Source organism: Pseudomonas sp. EYE_354 (assembly GCF_023148575.1).
Lineage (GTDB): Bacteria > Pseudomonadota > Gammaproteobacteria > Pseudomonadales > Pseudomonadaceae > Aquipseudomonas.
Genome location: NZ_JAHXNQ010000012.1, coordinates 116,656 through 131,843, shown reverse-complemented (window position 1 = coordinate 131,843; position 15,188 = coordinate 116,656). Strand labels below are relative to the sequence as shown.

Annotated in this window: 16 protein-coding genes; 12 read left to right on the top strand and 4 right to left on the bottom strand. The window is 60.7% G+C overall.

The annotated features are described in order from the left end of the window. Positions 1 to 15: 15 nt before the first annotated feature. Positions 16 to 312 (bottom strand): hypothetical protein, encoded by a 297-nt coding sequence (locus KZX66_RS17825; protein WP_248081769.1) that lies wholly within the window; start codon positions 310 to 312, stop codon positions 16 to 18. Positions 313 to 437: 125 nt separating this feature from the next. Here KZX66_RS17825 and KZX66_RS17820 point away from each other — a divergent pair, with 125 nt between their 5' ends. Further along, positions 438 to 1,097 (top strand): glutathione S-transferase, encoded by a 660-nt coding sequence (locus tag KZX66_RS17820; protein WP_248081767.1) that lies wholly within the window; start codon positions 438 to 440, stop codon positions 1,095 to 1,097. Between the two features lie 36 nt (positions 1,098 to 1,133). Here KZX66_RS17820 and argH read toward each other — a convergent pair whose 3' ends face one another. Continuing rightward, on the bottom strand, positions 1,134 to 2,528 hold the full coding sequence (gene argH, locus KZX66_RS17815) for an argininosuccinate lyase (protein WP_248081765.1): 1,395 nt from the start codon (positions 2,526 to 2,528) through the stop codon (positions 1,134 to 1,136). Between the two features lie 504 nt (positions 2,529 to 3,032). Here argH and KZX66_RS17810 point away from each other — a divergent pair. The 7 genes from KZX66_RS17810 (at position 3,033) to rsd (ending at position 9,445) form a co-directional block, all read left to right on the top strand. Further along, positions 3,033 to 3,779: a LytTR family DNA-binding domain-containing protein gene (locus KZX66_RS17810; protein ID WP_248081763.1), complete on the top strand. Its 747-nt coding sequence runs from the start codon at positions 3,033 to 3,035 to the stop codon at positions 3,777 to 3,779. Positions 3,780 to 3,917: 138 nt separating this feature from the next. Then, the gene (hemC, locus tag KZX66_RS17805) at positions 3,918 to 4,859 is read left to right on the top strand and encodes a hydroxymethylbilane synthase (RefSeq protein WP_248081761.1); all 942 of its coding nucleotides are present in this window, start codon (positions 3,918 to 3,920) and stop codon (positions 4,857 to 4,859) included. Further along, a complete protein-coding gene (locus tag KZX66_RS17800) occupies positions 4,856 to 5,605 on the top strand; it encodes a uroporphyrinogen-III synthase (protein ID WP_248081759.1) in 750 nt (249 codons plus the stop codon). Before hemC ends, KZX66_RS17800 begins: the two co-directional genes overlap by 4 nt. A gap of 41 nt (positions 5,606 to 5,646) precedes the next feature. Beyond that, positions 5,647 to 6,771, top strand: a complete 1,125-nt coding sequence (locus tag KZX66_RS17795) for a uroporphyrinogen-III C-methyltransferase (protein ID WP_248081758.1) — start codon at positions 5,647 to 5,649, stop codon at positions 6,769 to 6,771. Positions 6,772 to 6,776: 5 nt separating this feature from the next. Then, entirely contained in the window at positions 6,777 to 8,018 is a 1,242-nt protein-coding gene (locus KZX66_RS17790) for a heme biosynthesis protein HemY (RefSeq protein ID WP_248081757.1), read from the top strand. A gap of 236 nt (positions 8,019 to 8,254) precedes the next feature. After that, positions 8,255 to 8,776, top strand: coding sequence for a disulfide bond formation protein B (locus KZX66_RS17785; RefSeq protein WP_248081756.1), 522 nt, complete (start codon positions 8,255 to 8,257; stop codon positions 8,774 to 8,776). Positions 8,777 to 8,986: 210 nt separating this feature from the next. Beyond that, positions 8,987 to 9,445 (top strand): sigma D regulator, encoded by a 459-nt coding sequence (gene rsd / locus KZX66_RS17780; RefSeq protein WP_248081755.1) that lies wholly within the window; start codon positions 8,987 to 8,989, stop codon positions 9,443 to 9,445. Positions 9,446 to 9,498: 53 nt separating this feature from the next. Here the strand turns inward: rsd and KZX66_RS17775 are convergent, their stop codons facing one another. Further along, entirely contained in the window at positions 9,499 to 10,176 is a 678-nt protein-coding gene (locus KZX66_RS17775; protein ID WP_248081754.1) for an FKBP-type peptidyl-prolyl cis-trans isomerase, read from the bottom strand. Positions 10,177 to 10,368: 192 nt separating this feature from the next. Between KZX66_RS17775 and KZX66_RS17770 the strand changes: the two genes are divergently transcribed. Then, positions 10,369 to 11,469: an AlgP family protein gene (locus KZX66_RS17770; RefSeq protein WP_248081753.1), complete on the top strand. Its 1,101-nt coding sequence runs from the start codon at positions 10,369 to 10,371 to the stop codon at positions 11,467 to 11,469. On the opposite strand, the gene KZX66_RS17765 is transcribed toward KZX66_RS17770, so the two are convergent. Continuing rightward, positions 11,466 to 11,933 (bottom strand): TIGR02444 family protein, encoded by a 468-nt coding sequence (locus KZX66_RS17765; protein ID WP_248081752.1) that lies wholly within the window; start codon positions 11,931 to 11,933, stop codon positions 11,466 to 11,468. The genes KZX66_RS17770 and KZX66_RS17765 overlap by 4 nt on opposite strands. 50 nt (positions 11,934 to 11,983) lie before the next feature. Here KZX66_RS17765 and KZX66_RS17760 point away from each other — a divergent pair, with 50 nt between their 5' ends. The 3 genes from KZX66_RS17760 (at position 11,984) to KZX66_RS17750 (ending at position 15,188) form a co-directional block, all read left to right on the top strand. Continuing rightward, positions 11,984 to 13,894, top strand: coding sequence for an ATP-binding cassette domain-containing protein (locus KZX66_RS17760; RefSeq protein WP_248081750.1), 1,911 nt, complete (start codon positions 11,984 to 11,986; stop codon positions 13,892 to 13,894). Then, complete coding sequence (locus KZX66_RS17755) at positions 13,894 to 14,466, top strand: mechanosensitive ion channel family protein (RefSeq protein WP_248081748.1); 573 nt, start codon at positions 13,894 to 13,896, stop codon at positions 14,464 to 14,466. The genes KZX66_RS17760 and KZX66_RS17755 overlap by 1 nt, the downstream gene beginning before the upstream one ends. Positions 14,467 to 14,555: 89 nt before the next feature. Continuing rightward, positions 14,556 to 15,188 (top strand): LysE family transporter, encoded by a 633-nt coding sequence (locus KZX66_RS17750; protein ID WP_248081746.1) that lies wholly within the window; start codon positions 14,556 to 14,558, stop codon positions 15,186 to 15,188.

The window sequence follows — 15,188 nt, the reverse complement described above, 5'->3', positions numbered from 1 at the left end:
TGCTGCGTGCCGGGATTATTCCTTTCCAGGCTTTAGCTCAGGCGGTAGCTCAGGCAGTGCTCGGAGCGCCGTTTCATACCATTGGGTATTGAAGGCGCGGTCTTCGTCCAGCATTGCATCGATCTCGAACGCCAGCACGTGTGCCATCAGATTCAATATCTCTTCGCGCTCGTAACCCACCAACGTCAATTTGTTAAAGGTGGCTTTGGCAGCGGGTGGGTTGTCGCTTTCGATCTGGTTTTCTATTGCTTCGATCAGTGTGTTTTCGGTGAATTCTTCTTCGTCGTTATCGATATCGGTCGGCTCGCTCATGGCAGGCTCCTCAAGGAAAGTGCGCCAGTTTAACCCCATTCAGGCGGGTGATGCTGCTGGTCAGGCGAGGCTTGAGGATCTATAAAGCTTGCAGCCAACCCCGCACACGGCCTGGAGGCTTTGCGATGCTCAAGCTTTACGGATTTTCGGTCAGCAATTACTACAACATGGTGAAACTGGCGCTGCTGGAGAAAGGGCTGTCGTTCGAAGAGGTGCCGTTTTATGCCGCGCAAACGCCAGAAGCCTTGGCAATAAGCCCTCGTGGCAAAGTGCCGGCGCTGGGCGTGAAACAGGGCTTTATCAACGAAACCAGCGTGATCCTCGAATACATCGAACAGACCCAGGAAGGGCCTGCTCTGCTTCCGGCCGAGCCGTTCCAGCGAGCTCAGGTGCTGGCCTTGTGCAGGGAAATCGAGCTGTACATCGAGTTGCCTGCGCGGGCGTGTTTCGGCGAGGCATTTTTTGGCATGCCGGTGCCGGAGGCGATCAAGGAAAAATCCAAGACAGAGTTGTTGCTGGGGATCGGTGCGCTAGGTCGGCATGGCAAGTTCGCGCCGTTTGTGGCGGGAGAAAGCTTTACCCTTGCGGATCTGTATTTCATGTACAGCTTGAACCTGGCCTGTGGCGTAGGCGAGAAGCTGTTCGGGTTGGACTTGTTGGCTGAATTGCCGGAGGCGAAGGCGCTGTTGGGGCGTCTGAATGACATGCCTAACGCGCGCAAAGTGGAGGCGGACAGGCAGGCGGCGATGCCTGGGTTCATGGCGATGGTGGCTGCCAAAAAGTGATCAAGTGTGGGAGGGGCGTTGCCCCTCCCACATTTTTCAGCGGCTGGCGAGCAAGGCCTGGCCGCGCACTACGGCTGCCTTCACCTGCGCCGGCGCAGTGCCGCCCATGTGGTTACGGGCGTTTACCGAGCCTTCCAGGGTCAGCACGGCGAACACGTCCTGCTCGATCTGGTCGCTGAACTGGCGCAGCTCTTCCAGGCTCATTTCCGCCAGGTCCTTGCCGGTGTCCACGCCGTATTTCACGGCATGGCCGACGATTTCGTGGCAGTCACGGAATGGCAGGCCACGGCGTACCAGGTAGTCCGCCAGGTCGGTCGCCGTGGAGAAACCGCGCAGCGCCGCTTCGCGCATGATGGCGTGCTTGGGCTTGATCGCCGGGATCATGTCGGCAAAGGCGCGCAGCGAGTCGCGCAGCGTGTCGGCGGCGTCGAACAGCGGCTCCTTGTCTTCCTGGTTGTCCTTGTTGTAGGCCAGCGGCTGGCCTTTCATCAGGGTCAGCAGGCCCATCAGCGCGCCGAATACACGGCCGCTCTTGCCGCGTACCAGTTCCGGCACGTCGGGGTTTTTCTTTTGCGGCATGATTGAGCTGCCGGTGCAGAAGCGGTCCGGCAGGTCGATGAATTGGAATTGCGCGCTGGTCCACAGCACCAGCTCTTCGGAGAATCGCGACAAGTGCATCATCGCAATGCTGGCGGCGGCGCAGAATTCGATGGCGAAGTCACGGTCAGACACGCCATCCAGGGAGTTGCCGCCCACAGCGTCGAAGCCCAGCAGTTGAGCGGTGTACTCACGGTCGATCGGGTAGGTGGTGCCGGCCAGCGCAGCGCTGCCCAACGGCATGCGGTTGGCGCGCTTGCGGCAATCGACCAGGCGCTCGTAGTCGCGGCTGAGCATTTCGAACCAGGCCAACAAATGATGGCCGAAGGTGACCGGCTGCGCGGTCTGCAGGTGCGTGAAGCCGGGCATGATGGTGTCCGACTCGCGCTCTGCCTGCTCCAGCAGGCCTTTTTGCAACCGGGTGATTTCGGCGAGGATCAGGTCGATTTCATCCCGCAGCCACAGGCGGATATCGGTAGCCACCTGGTCGTTACGGCTACGACCGGTGTGCAGTTTTTTGCCGGTCACACCGATACGGTCGGTGAGGCGAGCCTCGATATTCATGTGCACGTCTTCCAGGTCGACGCGCCAGTCGAACGTACCGGCTTCGATCTCACCACGGATGGTGGTCAGGCCGTCGATGATGCTGTCGCGCTCGGCGTCGGTCAGCACGCCGACCTTGGCCAGCATCTTCGCGTGGGCGATCGAGCCCATGATGTCGTGGCGATACAGGCGCTGGTCGAAGGTGACGGAGGCGGTGAAGCGGGCGACGAAGGCGTCGACGGGTTCACTGAAGCGGCCGCCCCAGGACTGGTTGGTCTTGTCGGTGCTCATGGATTCGCTCGTGGTCTGCTTAATAAAAGAGGCATGGAAGTCTGCCCGCGATAATAACAGGGTTGCCCGCAGAGGCGGTGTTGCGGGTGGGCGGCATTTTTATTTGTGCAAAGGATGGCTAAGTGCCTTGCCGTTGATCGCGTCCGGGACGAGACTGGAGCGAGGTTCTTATTGAAACGATATTTGACGATTGAGCAATATCGTCGCAGTGAGCGTCTACAGTTGGACTGATAGTGTGTGAATGCACCAAAGTCGGGTCCTGCGGTCAGAACCTGACTATCCATTTAAAAGGGGGGTATTCGGATTGTGTATCAGCAAACCCTATGACGATGCCCGACGGCAGCAGGTCTTGGGCGCTATTGAACAGGTCCGGGTAAATTTGGGTGCCGCTGTCAGGGCACTTTTTGCCGCTCGCGCTAGTCTTAGCGTGGATCGCTGTGACGCAAGTCACCGCACCTGTCTACGCTATCCTTGTGCGAGACTCACGCAGGAATCCAGCGCAATATGAATGTCCTGATCGTTGATGACGAACCCCAAGCCCGCGAGCGACTGAGCCGTTTGGTCAGCGAACTCGAGGGTTATACAGTCCTTGAACCGAGCGCCACCACGGGTGAGGAGGCGTTGACGTTGATCGACAGTCTCAAGCCGGATGTGGTGTTGCTCGATATCCGCATGCCGGGCCTCGATGGTCTGCAAGTTGCCGCCCGCCTGAGTGAGCGCGAATCGCCACCTGCGGTAGTGCTGTGCGCCGCTCAAGAAGAGTTTGCCGAACAGACGCTGGACGCCAGTGGCGTCAGTTTTGTGGCCAAGCCCGTGACCGCCGAAGCCTTGCTCAAAGCCTTGAAAAAAGCCGAGCGCCCCAATCGCGCCCAGCTCGCCGCCTTGACCCAGCCTGCCGCCCAAAGCGGTAACGGGCCGCGCAGCCATATCAGTGCCCGCACGCGCAAAGGCATAGAACTGATCCCTCTGGATCAGGTGGTGTACTTCATTGCCGATCACAAGTACGTGACTCTGCGACATGAAGCTGGCGAAGTGTTGCTCGATGAGCCGCTCAAGGCGCTTGAGGATGAATTCGGCGACCGCTTCGTGCGTATCCACCGCAACGCGTTGGTGGCCCGCGAGCGTATCGAGCGCCTGCAGCGCACGCCCCTTGGACACTTTCAGCTGTTTCTCAAGGGGCTCAATGGCGACGCCTTGATTGTCAGCCGGCGGCACGTCGCCGGCGTCCGCAAAATGATGCAGCAGCTTTAGCTTCAGTGCTGTGGCAATGCCTGCATTCCCTATCTCGGTGCGTCGCGGCCAGGGAGGCCCCGCACTTGCTGATTCAAATCAAGGCGTATTTGCCTGAGCTGTTATTATCTCCCGTATCTATTCAGTACGGATTGATCCATGTCCTCTCGCGAAATTCGCATCGCCACCCGTAAAAGTGCGCTGGCCTTATGGCAGGCCGAATACGTCAAAGCACGCTTGGAGCAGGCCCATCCTGGCCTCAAGGTGTCCCTGGTGCCCATGGTCAGTCGCGGCGACAAGCTGCTCGACTCGCCGCTCTCGAAGATCGGTGGCAAGGGCCTGTTCGTCAAGGAACTGGAAACCGCACTGCTGGAAAACGAAGCCGACATCGCCGTGCATTCCATGAAAGACGTGCCGATGGACTTCCCCGAAGGCCTGGGCCTGTTTTGCATCTGCGAGCGTGAAGATCCGCGTGATGCTTTTGTTTCCAATACTTACAAATCCCTGGATGAACTGCCGCTGGGCAGCATCGTCGGCACCTCCAGCCTGCGTCGCCAAGCCCAATTGCTGACCCGCCGTCCGGACCTGCAGATCCGCTTTCTGCGCGGCAACGTCAACACGCGGCTGGCCAAGCTCGATGCAGGTGAGTACGACGCGATCATCCTCGCGGCAGCCGGTTTGATCCGCCTGGGCTTCGAAGACCGCATCACCTCCGCCATCAGCGTTGAAGACAGTTTGCCCGCAGGTGGGCAGGGCGCCGTGGGGATCGAATGCCGTACCGCCGACAGCGAAATCCATGCATTGCTCAAGCCGCTTGATCACCACGACACCGAAGTGCGCGTCACCGCCGAGCGCGCCCTGAACAAACACCTCAATGGTGGCTGCCAAGTGCCTATCGCGTGCTATGCCGTGCTCGAAGGTGAAAACCTATGGCTTCGTGGCCTGGTGGGTGACCCCGATGGCGGCACTCTGCTGACTGCCCACGCGCGTGGCCCGCAGCGGGATGCCGCAGCGCTGGGGGTCCAGGTGGCAGAAGCGCTGCTGGATAAGGGCGCTGGGGCGATTCTGCAAAAAGTCTACGGCGAGGCCGGCCCGCAATGACCGACTGGCGAGTGCTGCTGACGCGGCCTGCCGAGGAGTCGATGGCCCTGGCGGCGTCGCTGTCCGACGCCGGAATCTTCAGCAGCAGCTTGCCCTTGCTGGATATCGAGCCTCTACCCGTCACCCCTGAGCAGCAGGCGGTCTTCCAAGACCTTGGCCGCTACTGCGCGGTCATCGTGGTCAGCAAGCCGGCCGCGCGCCTGGCCCTGAAACAGTTGACCCAGCGGTGGCCAACGTTGCCGTGGTTCAGCGTGGGCGCCGCAACCGCTCAAGTGCTGACCGATCACGCAATCCACGTTCATTACCCGCAAACCGGAGACGACAGCGAGGCCTTGCTTGAACTGCCTGCGTTGCGCGAGGCTATCGCATGCCCCGACGCCCATGTGCTGATCCTGCGGGGCGAGGGTGGACGCGAGCTGCTGGCGGAGCGTTTGCGCGAGAGAGGTGCTAGTGTCGACTACTTGGAGTTGTATCGCCGGTTCCTCCCGACCTACGACGCTGGTGTATTGGTGCAGCGCATCCAGTTGGAACGCTTGAACGGGTTGGTGGTCAGCAGTGGGCAGGGTTTTTTGCACCTGCAAACCCTGGCAGGCACTGATTGGCCGAGGGTGGCACAGCTGCCGTTGTTCGTGCCCAGCCCGCGAGTTGCCGAAATGGCGCGGGCGGCCGGCGCAGAAAAAGTGGTGGATTGTCGCGGTGCGAGCGCCGCGGCTTTGTTAGTGGCGTTGCGTGGTACTGCCCTCTGAGGCGGGCTGCCCCCACTCTCTGATACGCAAAGGACGGATACGTGAGCGAAACAGCCTTGCCTAAAGATGAAGCCCAACCCGCACTTGATGCGCCGGTTGAGTCAACGGTCCCCGCGCCGCGCCGTGGCAACGGCCTCGCAATTGTCGCCCTGTTACTAGGTGCTGCCGGCGTTGCCGTCGGCGGTTGGGGGGTCTGGCAGGTCCGCGCCTTGCAGGCCAGCAGCCAGCAACAGCTGGGACAGGTGCAGACGCTGGACGATCAAGCCCAGTCCCTCAAGCAAAGTCAGCAGCAGCTGGCCGCGCGCCTGGCCCAGTTGCCGGCTGCGGACGAGCTGGAAGAACGCCGTCGCCTGGTGGCCCAATTGCAGGGCGATCAGCAGCGCTTGAGCCAACGTTTGGAAACCGTGCTGGGTGCCAGTCGGCAGGATTGGCGTCTGGCCGAGGCCGAGCACCTTATCCGTCTGGCGAGCTTGCGCTTGTCCGCCTTGCAAGATATCAACAGCGCCCAGGCGTTGGTCCAGGGCGCCGATGAGATTCTGCGCGAGCAGAGCGACCCAGGCTCCTATGCTGCCCGTGAGCAATTGGCCAAGAGCCTGGCCGCGCTGCGCAGCACCGAGCAGCCGGACCGCACCGGGCTGTATCTGCAATTGGCGGCCCTGCGTGACCAAGTGGTGCAGTTGGCGGCCATTGCCCCTGAATATCAGCTGACTGAACCTGCCTCTCAGGAGCTCTCGAGTGCCGACACGGACAATCGCTGGAGCCAGTGGTGGCAACAGATTTCGCGTTACTTCCGCATCGACTTCAACCCGGATGACAATATCCGCCCATTGCTGGCAGGCCAAGGTTTGAACCAGGTGCGCCTGGCCCTGAGCCTGGCCCTGGAGCAGGCGCAATGGGCGGCGCTCAATGGTGAGTCGGCGGTGTACAGCCGCTCCCTGGGCGAGGCGCGCAGCGTGTTGCAGGACAACTTCAACCAGGACAACCCACAGAGCAAGGCGATGCTGGCGCGCGTCGCCGAACTTGAGCCCAAGGCTGTCTCGGTCGTCACGCCGGACTTGGCCGCGAGCCTGGCGGCGGTGCAGGCCTATCTTGAACGTCGCCATTTGTCTGCCGACGAAGCCAAGGCGGCGGCCAAGCCTGCCGCTACGTCGGCGAAGCAGGAGTAGAGCCGATGAAGCGTTTCTACGTGATCCTGGTCCTGACCATTGCAATCGCCCTGGCGCTGGCAGTCGGCATTTCGAAACACACCGGCTACGTGCTGATTACCTATCCTCACGTACTGCATTACGAATCGAGCCTGTGGGCGACCTTGGTGGCGGTGTGTGCCATCGGCCTGGCGATCTACCTGATTCGTGTATTGCTAAGCCTGGTCACTACGTCCGGTGGCGTGATCAATCCGTGGTCGCGGCGCAACCGCAGCCGCCGCGTGCAGATCGCCATCGAACAGGGCCAGATGGACCTGGCCGAAGGTCGCTGGGCCAGTGCCGAACGTCACCTGCACCGCGCCGCAGAGGCTGAGCGCCAACCCTTGCTGTATTACCTCGGCGCGGCCCGGGCGGCAAATGAGCAGGGGCGCTATGAAGAGTCGGACGGTTTGCTGGAGCGTGCCCTGGAGCGTCAGCCCCAGGCCGAACTGGCGGTCGCTTTGAGCCATGCGCAGCTGCAACTGGACCGTGGCGACACGGACGGCGCGCTGACCACCCTGCAGGCAATGCACGAGCGTCATCCCCATAACGCCCAACTATTGCGTCAGTTGCAACGCCTGCATCAGCAGCGGGGCGATTGGTCTGCGGTGATCCGCCTGCTGCCCGAGTTGCGCAAAGATAAAGTGCTGCCTGCCGGCGAACTGGCGGAGCTTGAGCGGCGCGCCTGGGGTGAAAACCTGACGTTGGCGGCTCAGCGCGAAGAGCAGGGAGAAGCCGGTTTGCAGTCCCTGGAGCGCGCCTGGCAGCAACTCACATCCGCTCAGCGCCAGGAGCCGCAGTTAGTCCTGGCCTATGCCGAGCAGCTGCGCCAACTGTGTGCCGATGCGAAGGCGGAGGAGGTGCTGCGCGGCGCGCTCAAGCGCGGTTATGACAGTCATCTGATCCGGCTTTACGGTCTCTTGCGTGGCGGTGATCCGGCGCGGCAGTTGAAATTTGCCGAAGGTTGGCTCAAGGACCATCCCGGCGATGCCAGTCTGTTACTGACGTTGGGCCGTTTGTGTCTGCAAAACAGCCTGTGGGGTAAAGCGCGGGACTATTTGGAAAGCAGCCTTCAGGTTCAGCGCAATCCAGAGGCCTGTGCCGAGCTGGCGCGGTTGCTTGCGCAGTTGGGTGATACCGAGCGCAGCAATCAGTTGTTCCAGGAAGGCCTGGGGCTATTGGATAACCGCTTGCTGGCATCTCCGCTGCCAGTTCCTGCCCGCGTTTGATGTAGGAAAGGGTCGAGGGTTGGCTCAGATTCATCTGAGAGCCGGCCCTCGAATGCACCGTGGATAGGGCGTTTGAGGCATGTCGCGGCAAATTCCTACGCTCTGTTTCCAGGAATCTTCTATCTTGTGGCGGGATTTCCCTACGCTTTCACGGAATTGCCTGCTCCATCACGTATTGAAACGGGTCAGGCGTTTCCTCTACCGTAACGACCCATCTCCTGCGGTGCGGATAAAGCATGTCTTTGGCCCCTTCACGCTCCTTGTTTTTCCTTGCATTCATGGCGGGTGCGCTGACGTTGGGCGCGTCCTTTTACCTTGAGTTCGGTGCGTCGTTACGCCCGTGTTTCCTTTGTCAAATGCAGCGGGCGTTCCTCGCCGCATTCACGCTGATCAATCTGGTCGCTGCCCTTCACAACCCTAAACGCTTTGCCATCTACCTGTATGGCCTGGCGAGCATGGCGTGCGCGTTACTGGGCGCCATTACCGCGGTGCGCCAAGTGCTGCTGCAAAATGCCGCACCGGAGCAGGCTGCGGACTGCTGGCCCAGCCTGAGCCACATGCTCGAAAATCTATCGCTCTGGCAGGCGTTGCAACTGACGGTCAAGGGCACGGTGGACTGTGTGGAAATCAGCTGGACACTGTTTGACCTGAGCCTGCCGGAGTGGAGCCTGCTGTTCTTTATCGGCATGCTGATCCTGGGTGTCATGCAGTTTTCACGGTTGTTTTCCAGTCGGCGCTTAAGCCCGGCCCGGCATTGAATCGAGTTCGTAGTTCGTAGGATGGGATTAAACACTTGTATGAACTTTCTCTCCTGCGTACCTTGAAGCCATAGTCATGCGGGCATAATCTGGCCCGCACGTGTTATCGAAACCGTTTGTCAGAGTCGGCCTCGTCCCGCAGTTGTTTCATCTTTGAAGTGTTGTGCGGGCATCAGGCGGCAGCGCCCCTATTAGGGAAGAGAGATCATCATGCTGGAAAGTTGTCAGAATGCTCAGGAACGCTGGGGTGGGGTGCACAAGCTGATCGATAGCTGGTTGAAGGCACGTCATGAACTGGTTCGGGCTTTTGATGCTCTCGGCGCAAAGCCCGAAGCATTGGCCGAGAATCGCGAACCGCTGCAGGATTTCTGTGGTGTTTTGGTGGACTACGTGTCAGCCGGGCATTTCGGTGTGTACGAGCAGTTGACGAAAGAGGCAGAAGCTTTCGACGATCAGCGTGGTCTGGACCTGGCCGATACGATTTACGCGCGCATTGATGTCATCACTGAGAAGCTGCTGGCCTTCAACGACCTGTGTGATCAAGGTAAGTGTGTTGCTGAGAAATTCAAGGAGCTAGGTGGTCTGCTTCATGAGCGTTTCGAGCTGGAAGACTGCCTGATCGAAGTCCTGCATAACGCCCACAAGGAAGAGCCTGCCACTCAGGCTTGAACCTTGGCGATGAACTCAAAAACGGTGCGCACAAGGCACCGTTTTTTATTGGGTCAATGACGAGTACCGAGCAATTCGATCTCGAATACCAAAGGCGTATAAGGCGCAATCAGCTCTCCGGCACCGTCGGCACCATAAGCCTGTGCCGACGGAATCACCAGGCGCCATTTCGCACCCACCGGCATTTGCTGCAGCGCGCTGCTCCAACCGCTGATGACACTGTCCAGGCGAAACCATTGGGGCTGTGTGCTCTGGTCGAACACCGTGCCATCAGGCAGGCGACCTACGTACTTCACTTGAACCTGATCATTCGGCCCCGGCTTATCGCCACTACCTGGCGCAAGCTCGGTGAGCAAGATGCCATCCGCCAATTCGCGTACGCCCTTCGCCGACTTTTCCTGGGTCAAAAATTGCTGTTCGGTCGCCAGTGCTCTTTCGCTCTGAGGCGCCTGCGCGTCGGCTTCATTTTTCGCTTCGTGCTGGGCAAGAATCTGCTTGATGCGTGCGTTATCCAACGCCAGCGGTTTACCTTGATAGGCTTGCTTGAGGCCTTCGATCAATGCCTGGATCTGCAGGTCAGGGACTTCCTCACGCAGACGTTCACCGAGGCTTGCGCCGAGGCTGTACGCGAGGTCGTGCTGGTCCTGTTCGGTCGTCTTCGCAGGCGATTGTCCGCTCGCATTGGCAACGGAGATCGCCAAGCCGAGCACAAGTAAAAGGTAACGCGACATGGGTATTCTCCCGCCGAAAGTGCGACGGATTATGCCAGTGTGAATGGGTAAAAAGTGCCGCGCATTTTGGTTATCTGAATAAGAATGCTCGTACGTTGCAACGCAAGCCAAACGATACTGTCAACATGCCCTAGCGGCGGTAAGAGCAGAGGGCTAGTATGAGCCGCACCCACGTCAGCCAGGAGGTAAACCATGTCGGCCAAACAGAAGCCTGTTAATACCCCGTTGCACTTACTCCAACAACTCTCGGGCAGCCTGCTCGAACACCTGGAAAGCGCTTGTTCCCAAGCCTTGGCCGACGCAGAAAAACTGCTCGCCAAACTTGAAAAACAGCGCGGTAAAGCGCAAGAAAAGCTGCACAAATCCCGCACCAAATTGCAAGACGCCGCCACCGCCGGCAAGGCCAAGGCGCAAGCCAAAGCCAAAGACGCCGTCAAAGAACTTGAAGAGTTGCTGGACGCTCTCAAGGATCGCCAGGCTGAAACACGCAACTACATTTCCCAACTCAAAAAAGATGCCCAGGAAAGCCTGAAACTGGCGCAGGGCGTTGGTCGTGTGAAAGAAGCTGTAGCCAAGGTGCTGGGTGCGCGTGCACCTGCAAAAGCTGCCGCGGCGAGCGCTGCGAAAAAGCCGGCTACCAAAGCTGCCGTTGCGAAACCAGCCGGTAAGCCACGTGCTAAAACGGCTGCCGTGAAACCAGCCGCCAAGCCAGCGACTAAAATCGCTGCCGCGAAACCAGCCGCCAAGCCAGTTGCTAAAACGGCTGCTGCGAAACCGGCCGCCAAGCCAGCGGCTAAAACCGCTGCCGCGAAACCAGCCGCCAAGCCAGCGGCTAAAACGGCTGCCGCGAAACCAGCCGCCAAGCCAGTTGCTAAAACGGCTGCTGCGAAACCAGCCGCCAAGCCAGTTGCTAAAACGGCTGCTGCGAAACCAGCCGCCAAGCCAGCGGCTAAAACGGCTGCCGCGAAACCCGCTGCCAAGCCAGTTGCTAAAACTGCTGCTGCGAAACCGGCTGCCAAACCAGCCGCTAAAACGGCTGCTGCGAAACCAGCCGTCAAGCCAGTTGCTAAAACGGCTGCTGCGAAACCAGCCGCCAAGCCAGCCGCCAAGCCAGCCGCCAAACCCGCTGCTGCGAAACCAGCTGCCAAGCCAGCAGCCAAACCCGCTGCTGCAAAACCAGCGCCAGCCAAACCAGCGACTCCGGCTACCCCTGCGGCCACCGCTCCAACTGCATCGGCCAGCAGCACGCCTGCACCGGTCGCGCCAAGCACCACCCCAACCAGCGCTTCCTAAGTGCTGGTGACCACGACGCGCAGCTGCTGCAGCGCGTCGCGGTCAAGGTTGGCGGCATCCTCAGTCGCCAGTCCTTCCAACCACCCCTGTTGAGCGGCGCCCTCGCTCGATGGCCAAGCCTTTGCCAGCGCCTCAAGGCGCATCAGCAATTGTCGTTCCGCATCCAGCTCCAGAGCTTTGATCCTTTCACGTAGCGCCGCTAACGGCTCATCCTGTTGCGCGATGACCCGCCATTGCACACGCACCTGCCGCAATGGCTCGATGACCTGCGCCTGCCAAGGCCTGGCGATCTGTTTGAGCGCCTGCATGCGTTCGGCTGTCAGCGCCACCCCTCGTTGGTCAAGCCAGGCCCCGCACAGCAGCAGGCACACATCCGCGCCTTGTTCCTGCAAGCGCAGGCAAGCGGTTTCGACGCCCGGGCGGGCGTAAGTCGAGATGGCAAAGCTCCACAGGTCAGCGCACATATTCACACCCAAGCCAGCGGCCAACGAAGCTGGTAGACTCCGCCGCCATTATGATCCGACTTCAAAGCCTAACATTACAGCGTGGCCCGCAACGTCTTCTTGAAGACGCCGAGCTGACCCTGCACGCCGGTCACAAAGCCGGCCTGATCGGTGCCAACGGCGCCGGCAAATCCACGTTGTTTGCCCTGTTGCTGGGTGAGCTGACCCCGGATTCCGGGGACTGCCTGCTGCCGGCCGACTGGCGCATCGCCCACATGCGCCAGGAGATCGACACCCTGGACCGCATCGCGATCGACTACGTGCTCGATGGCGACTTGCGCCTGCGTCAGGTGCAACATGACCTGGCCGAGGCCGAGAAAGCCCAGGACGGCGCCGCCCAGGCCCGCCTGCACTCAGAGCTGGACAGCGCCGACGGTTATACCGCCGACGCCCGCGCCCGCAAGATGCTGGCCGGCCTTGGTTTTACCAATGAGCAGATGGATCGCCCGGTCGCTGACTTCTCCGGCGGCTGGCGCATGCGCCTGAACCTGGCCCAGGCACTGATGTGCCCCTCGGACCTGTTGCTGCTGGACGAACCGACCAACCACCTGGACCTCGATGCGATCCTTTGGCTGGAAGATTTCCTCAAGAGCTACCAGGGCACCTTGTTGCTGATTTCCCACGACCGGGATTTCCTCGACGCCGTGGTCGACAACATCGCCCACGTCGAACAGAAGAAAATCACCCTTTACCGTGGCGGCTACACCGCGTTCGAACGCGCACGTGCCGAGCGTCTGGCCCAGCAGCAACAGGCCTTCGAGAAGCAACAGGCGCAGCGTGCGCACATGGAAAGCTACATCGCCCGGTTCAAGGCCCAGGCCACCAAGGCCCGTCAGGCCCAGAGCCGGATCAAGGCATTGGAGCGCATGGAAGAGCTGTCGGCGGCCCACGTCGATTCGCCATTCGACTTTGTGTTCCGCGAGTCGGTGAAGATCTCCAGCCCCTTGCTGGACCTGTCCGATGCTCGCCTGGGTTACGGCGACAAGACCATCCTGGAGAAGGTCAAGCTGCAGCTCACGCCGGGCGCGCGTATCGGCCTGCTGGGGCCGAACGGCGCGGGTAAATCCACGCTGATCAAAAACCTGTCGGGCGAGCTCGAACCGCTGGCTGGCCGTTTGACCCGTGGCGAGAACACCGTGGTGGGCTACTTCGCTCAACATCAGTTGGACTCCCTGGACGCCAAGGCCAGCCCGTTGCTGCACCTGCAGCGCCTGGCGCCGACCGAGCGCGAACAAACCCTGCGCGACTTCCTTGGCGGCTTCGACTTCCGTGGCGCGCGCATTGATGAGCCGGTGCTGAACTTCTCCGGTGGCGAAAAAGCCCGTCTGGCTCTGGCACTCATTGCCTGGGACCGGCCGAACCTGCTGCTGCTCGACGAACCGACCAACCACCTGGACCTGGAAATGCGCCTGGCGCTGACCATGGCTCTGCAGGAGTTCAGCGGTGCAGTATTGGTGGTGTCTCACGATCGCCACTTGCTCAAGAGCACCACCGATAACTTCCTGCTGGTGGCCGATGGCAAAGTCGAAGAGTTCGATGGCGACCTGGACGACTACGCGCGCTGGCTGACGGATTACCGTCTGCGCAACGCGCCGGCCAGTAACACCCCGGTCAACCCGGACAAGACCGACAAGAAAGCTCAGCGTCAGGCGGCCGCCGCGTTGCGTCAGCAATTGGCGCCGCACAAGCGTGAAGCCGACAAACTGGAAGCCGAGTTGGGCAAGGTGCACGAGCGCCTGGCCAAGATCGAAGCCAGCCTGGGCGACAGCGCCGTCTACGAGGCCGCGCGCAAGGACGAGTTGCGTGACCTGTTGGCCGAACAGGCCAAGCTCAAGGTGCGCGAAGGACAATTGGAGGAAACCTGGATGGAAGCCCTCGAGGTGCTCGAAACCTTGCAAGCGGAGCTGGAGGCGCTGTCCTGATGGAAGCGTTGCAGCTGCCGCTACCGGCGCAATGGATCGAACCTGTTTGGATCGGTGTGCAAATCCTGCTGATCCTGCTGGCCGGTTACCTCGCCCAGCGCTTCGTCGCCAAGGGCCTGACTCGCCTGGGTGAACGCTATCCGTTCCCGCCGCAGTTATTGATGCCACTGCGTGGCGGTCTGCGCTGGCTGATCATGGGCAGTGCGCTGATTTTTGTGCTGGGCCGCCTGGGTGTGTCCGCGACGGTGCTGTGGACGGCGCTGTCGGGGTTTGTCGCGGTAGCGGCCGTGGCGTTCTTTGCCATGTGGTCGGTGTTATCCAACCTGCTCTGCGCGATTTTAATCTTCACCGTCGGGCCGTTTCGCCTGGGCGATATCGTCGAGCTGGTGGACACCGTCGACAAGCCCGGCGTAAAAGGCCGGGTCGTGGCGATCAACCTGCTTTACACCACACTGATCGAAGTGGAAGAGGCGGGCACCGACAGCGCCATCGTACAGGTGCCCAACAGCCTGTTCTTCCAGCGCTCGGTACGGCGTTGGCCCGGCACCCATGTGTTTCCGGGTGATCGCTAGTATTCACATCTTGTAAAAAACTATAGCCAGCCCTCGGTCGGCGGAGTTAGCTTAAGGCCACAACAGCAAACTCCCTTCCGAGGTGTGCAATGGCACTCGATACGTGGCTGGCCTTCTTCCTGGCCAGTTGGATCATCTCTCTGTCCCCTGGTGCCGGTGCCATCGCTTCGATGTCCAGCGGCCTGCAATACGGTTTCGTGCGCGGCTACTGGAACGCCATCGGCCTGCAACTGGGCCTGGCGATGCAGATTGCTGTGGTGGCCTGCGGACTGGGTGCCATTCTGGCGGCATCGTCTACCGCGTTTTATGCGATCAAATGGTTTGGCGTGGCGTACCTGGTGTACCTGGCCATCAAGCAATGGCGTGCATTGCCCATGGACATGACCGACGACGCGACCCCTCGTCCGGTCGGCAAGCCAATGGCGATGATGTTCCGTGGTTTTCTGGTCAACGCCAGTAACCCCAAGGCCCTGGTGTTCATGCTGGCGGTGCTGCCGCAGTTTGTGAACCCGCAGGCGCCGCTGCTGATCCAGTACCTGATCCTGGGTGCGACCATGATCGCTGTCGATATGATCGTGATGGCGGGGTACACCGGGCTGGCGTCGAAGGTGTTGCGTCTGTTGCGCACGCCGAAGCAGCAAAAACGCGTGAATCGCACGTTTGCCGGGTTGTTTGTTGGCGCTGCGGGCTTCCTCGCCAGCTTGCATCGCGCAACGGCGTAA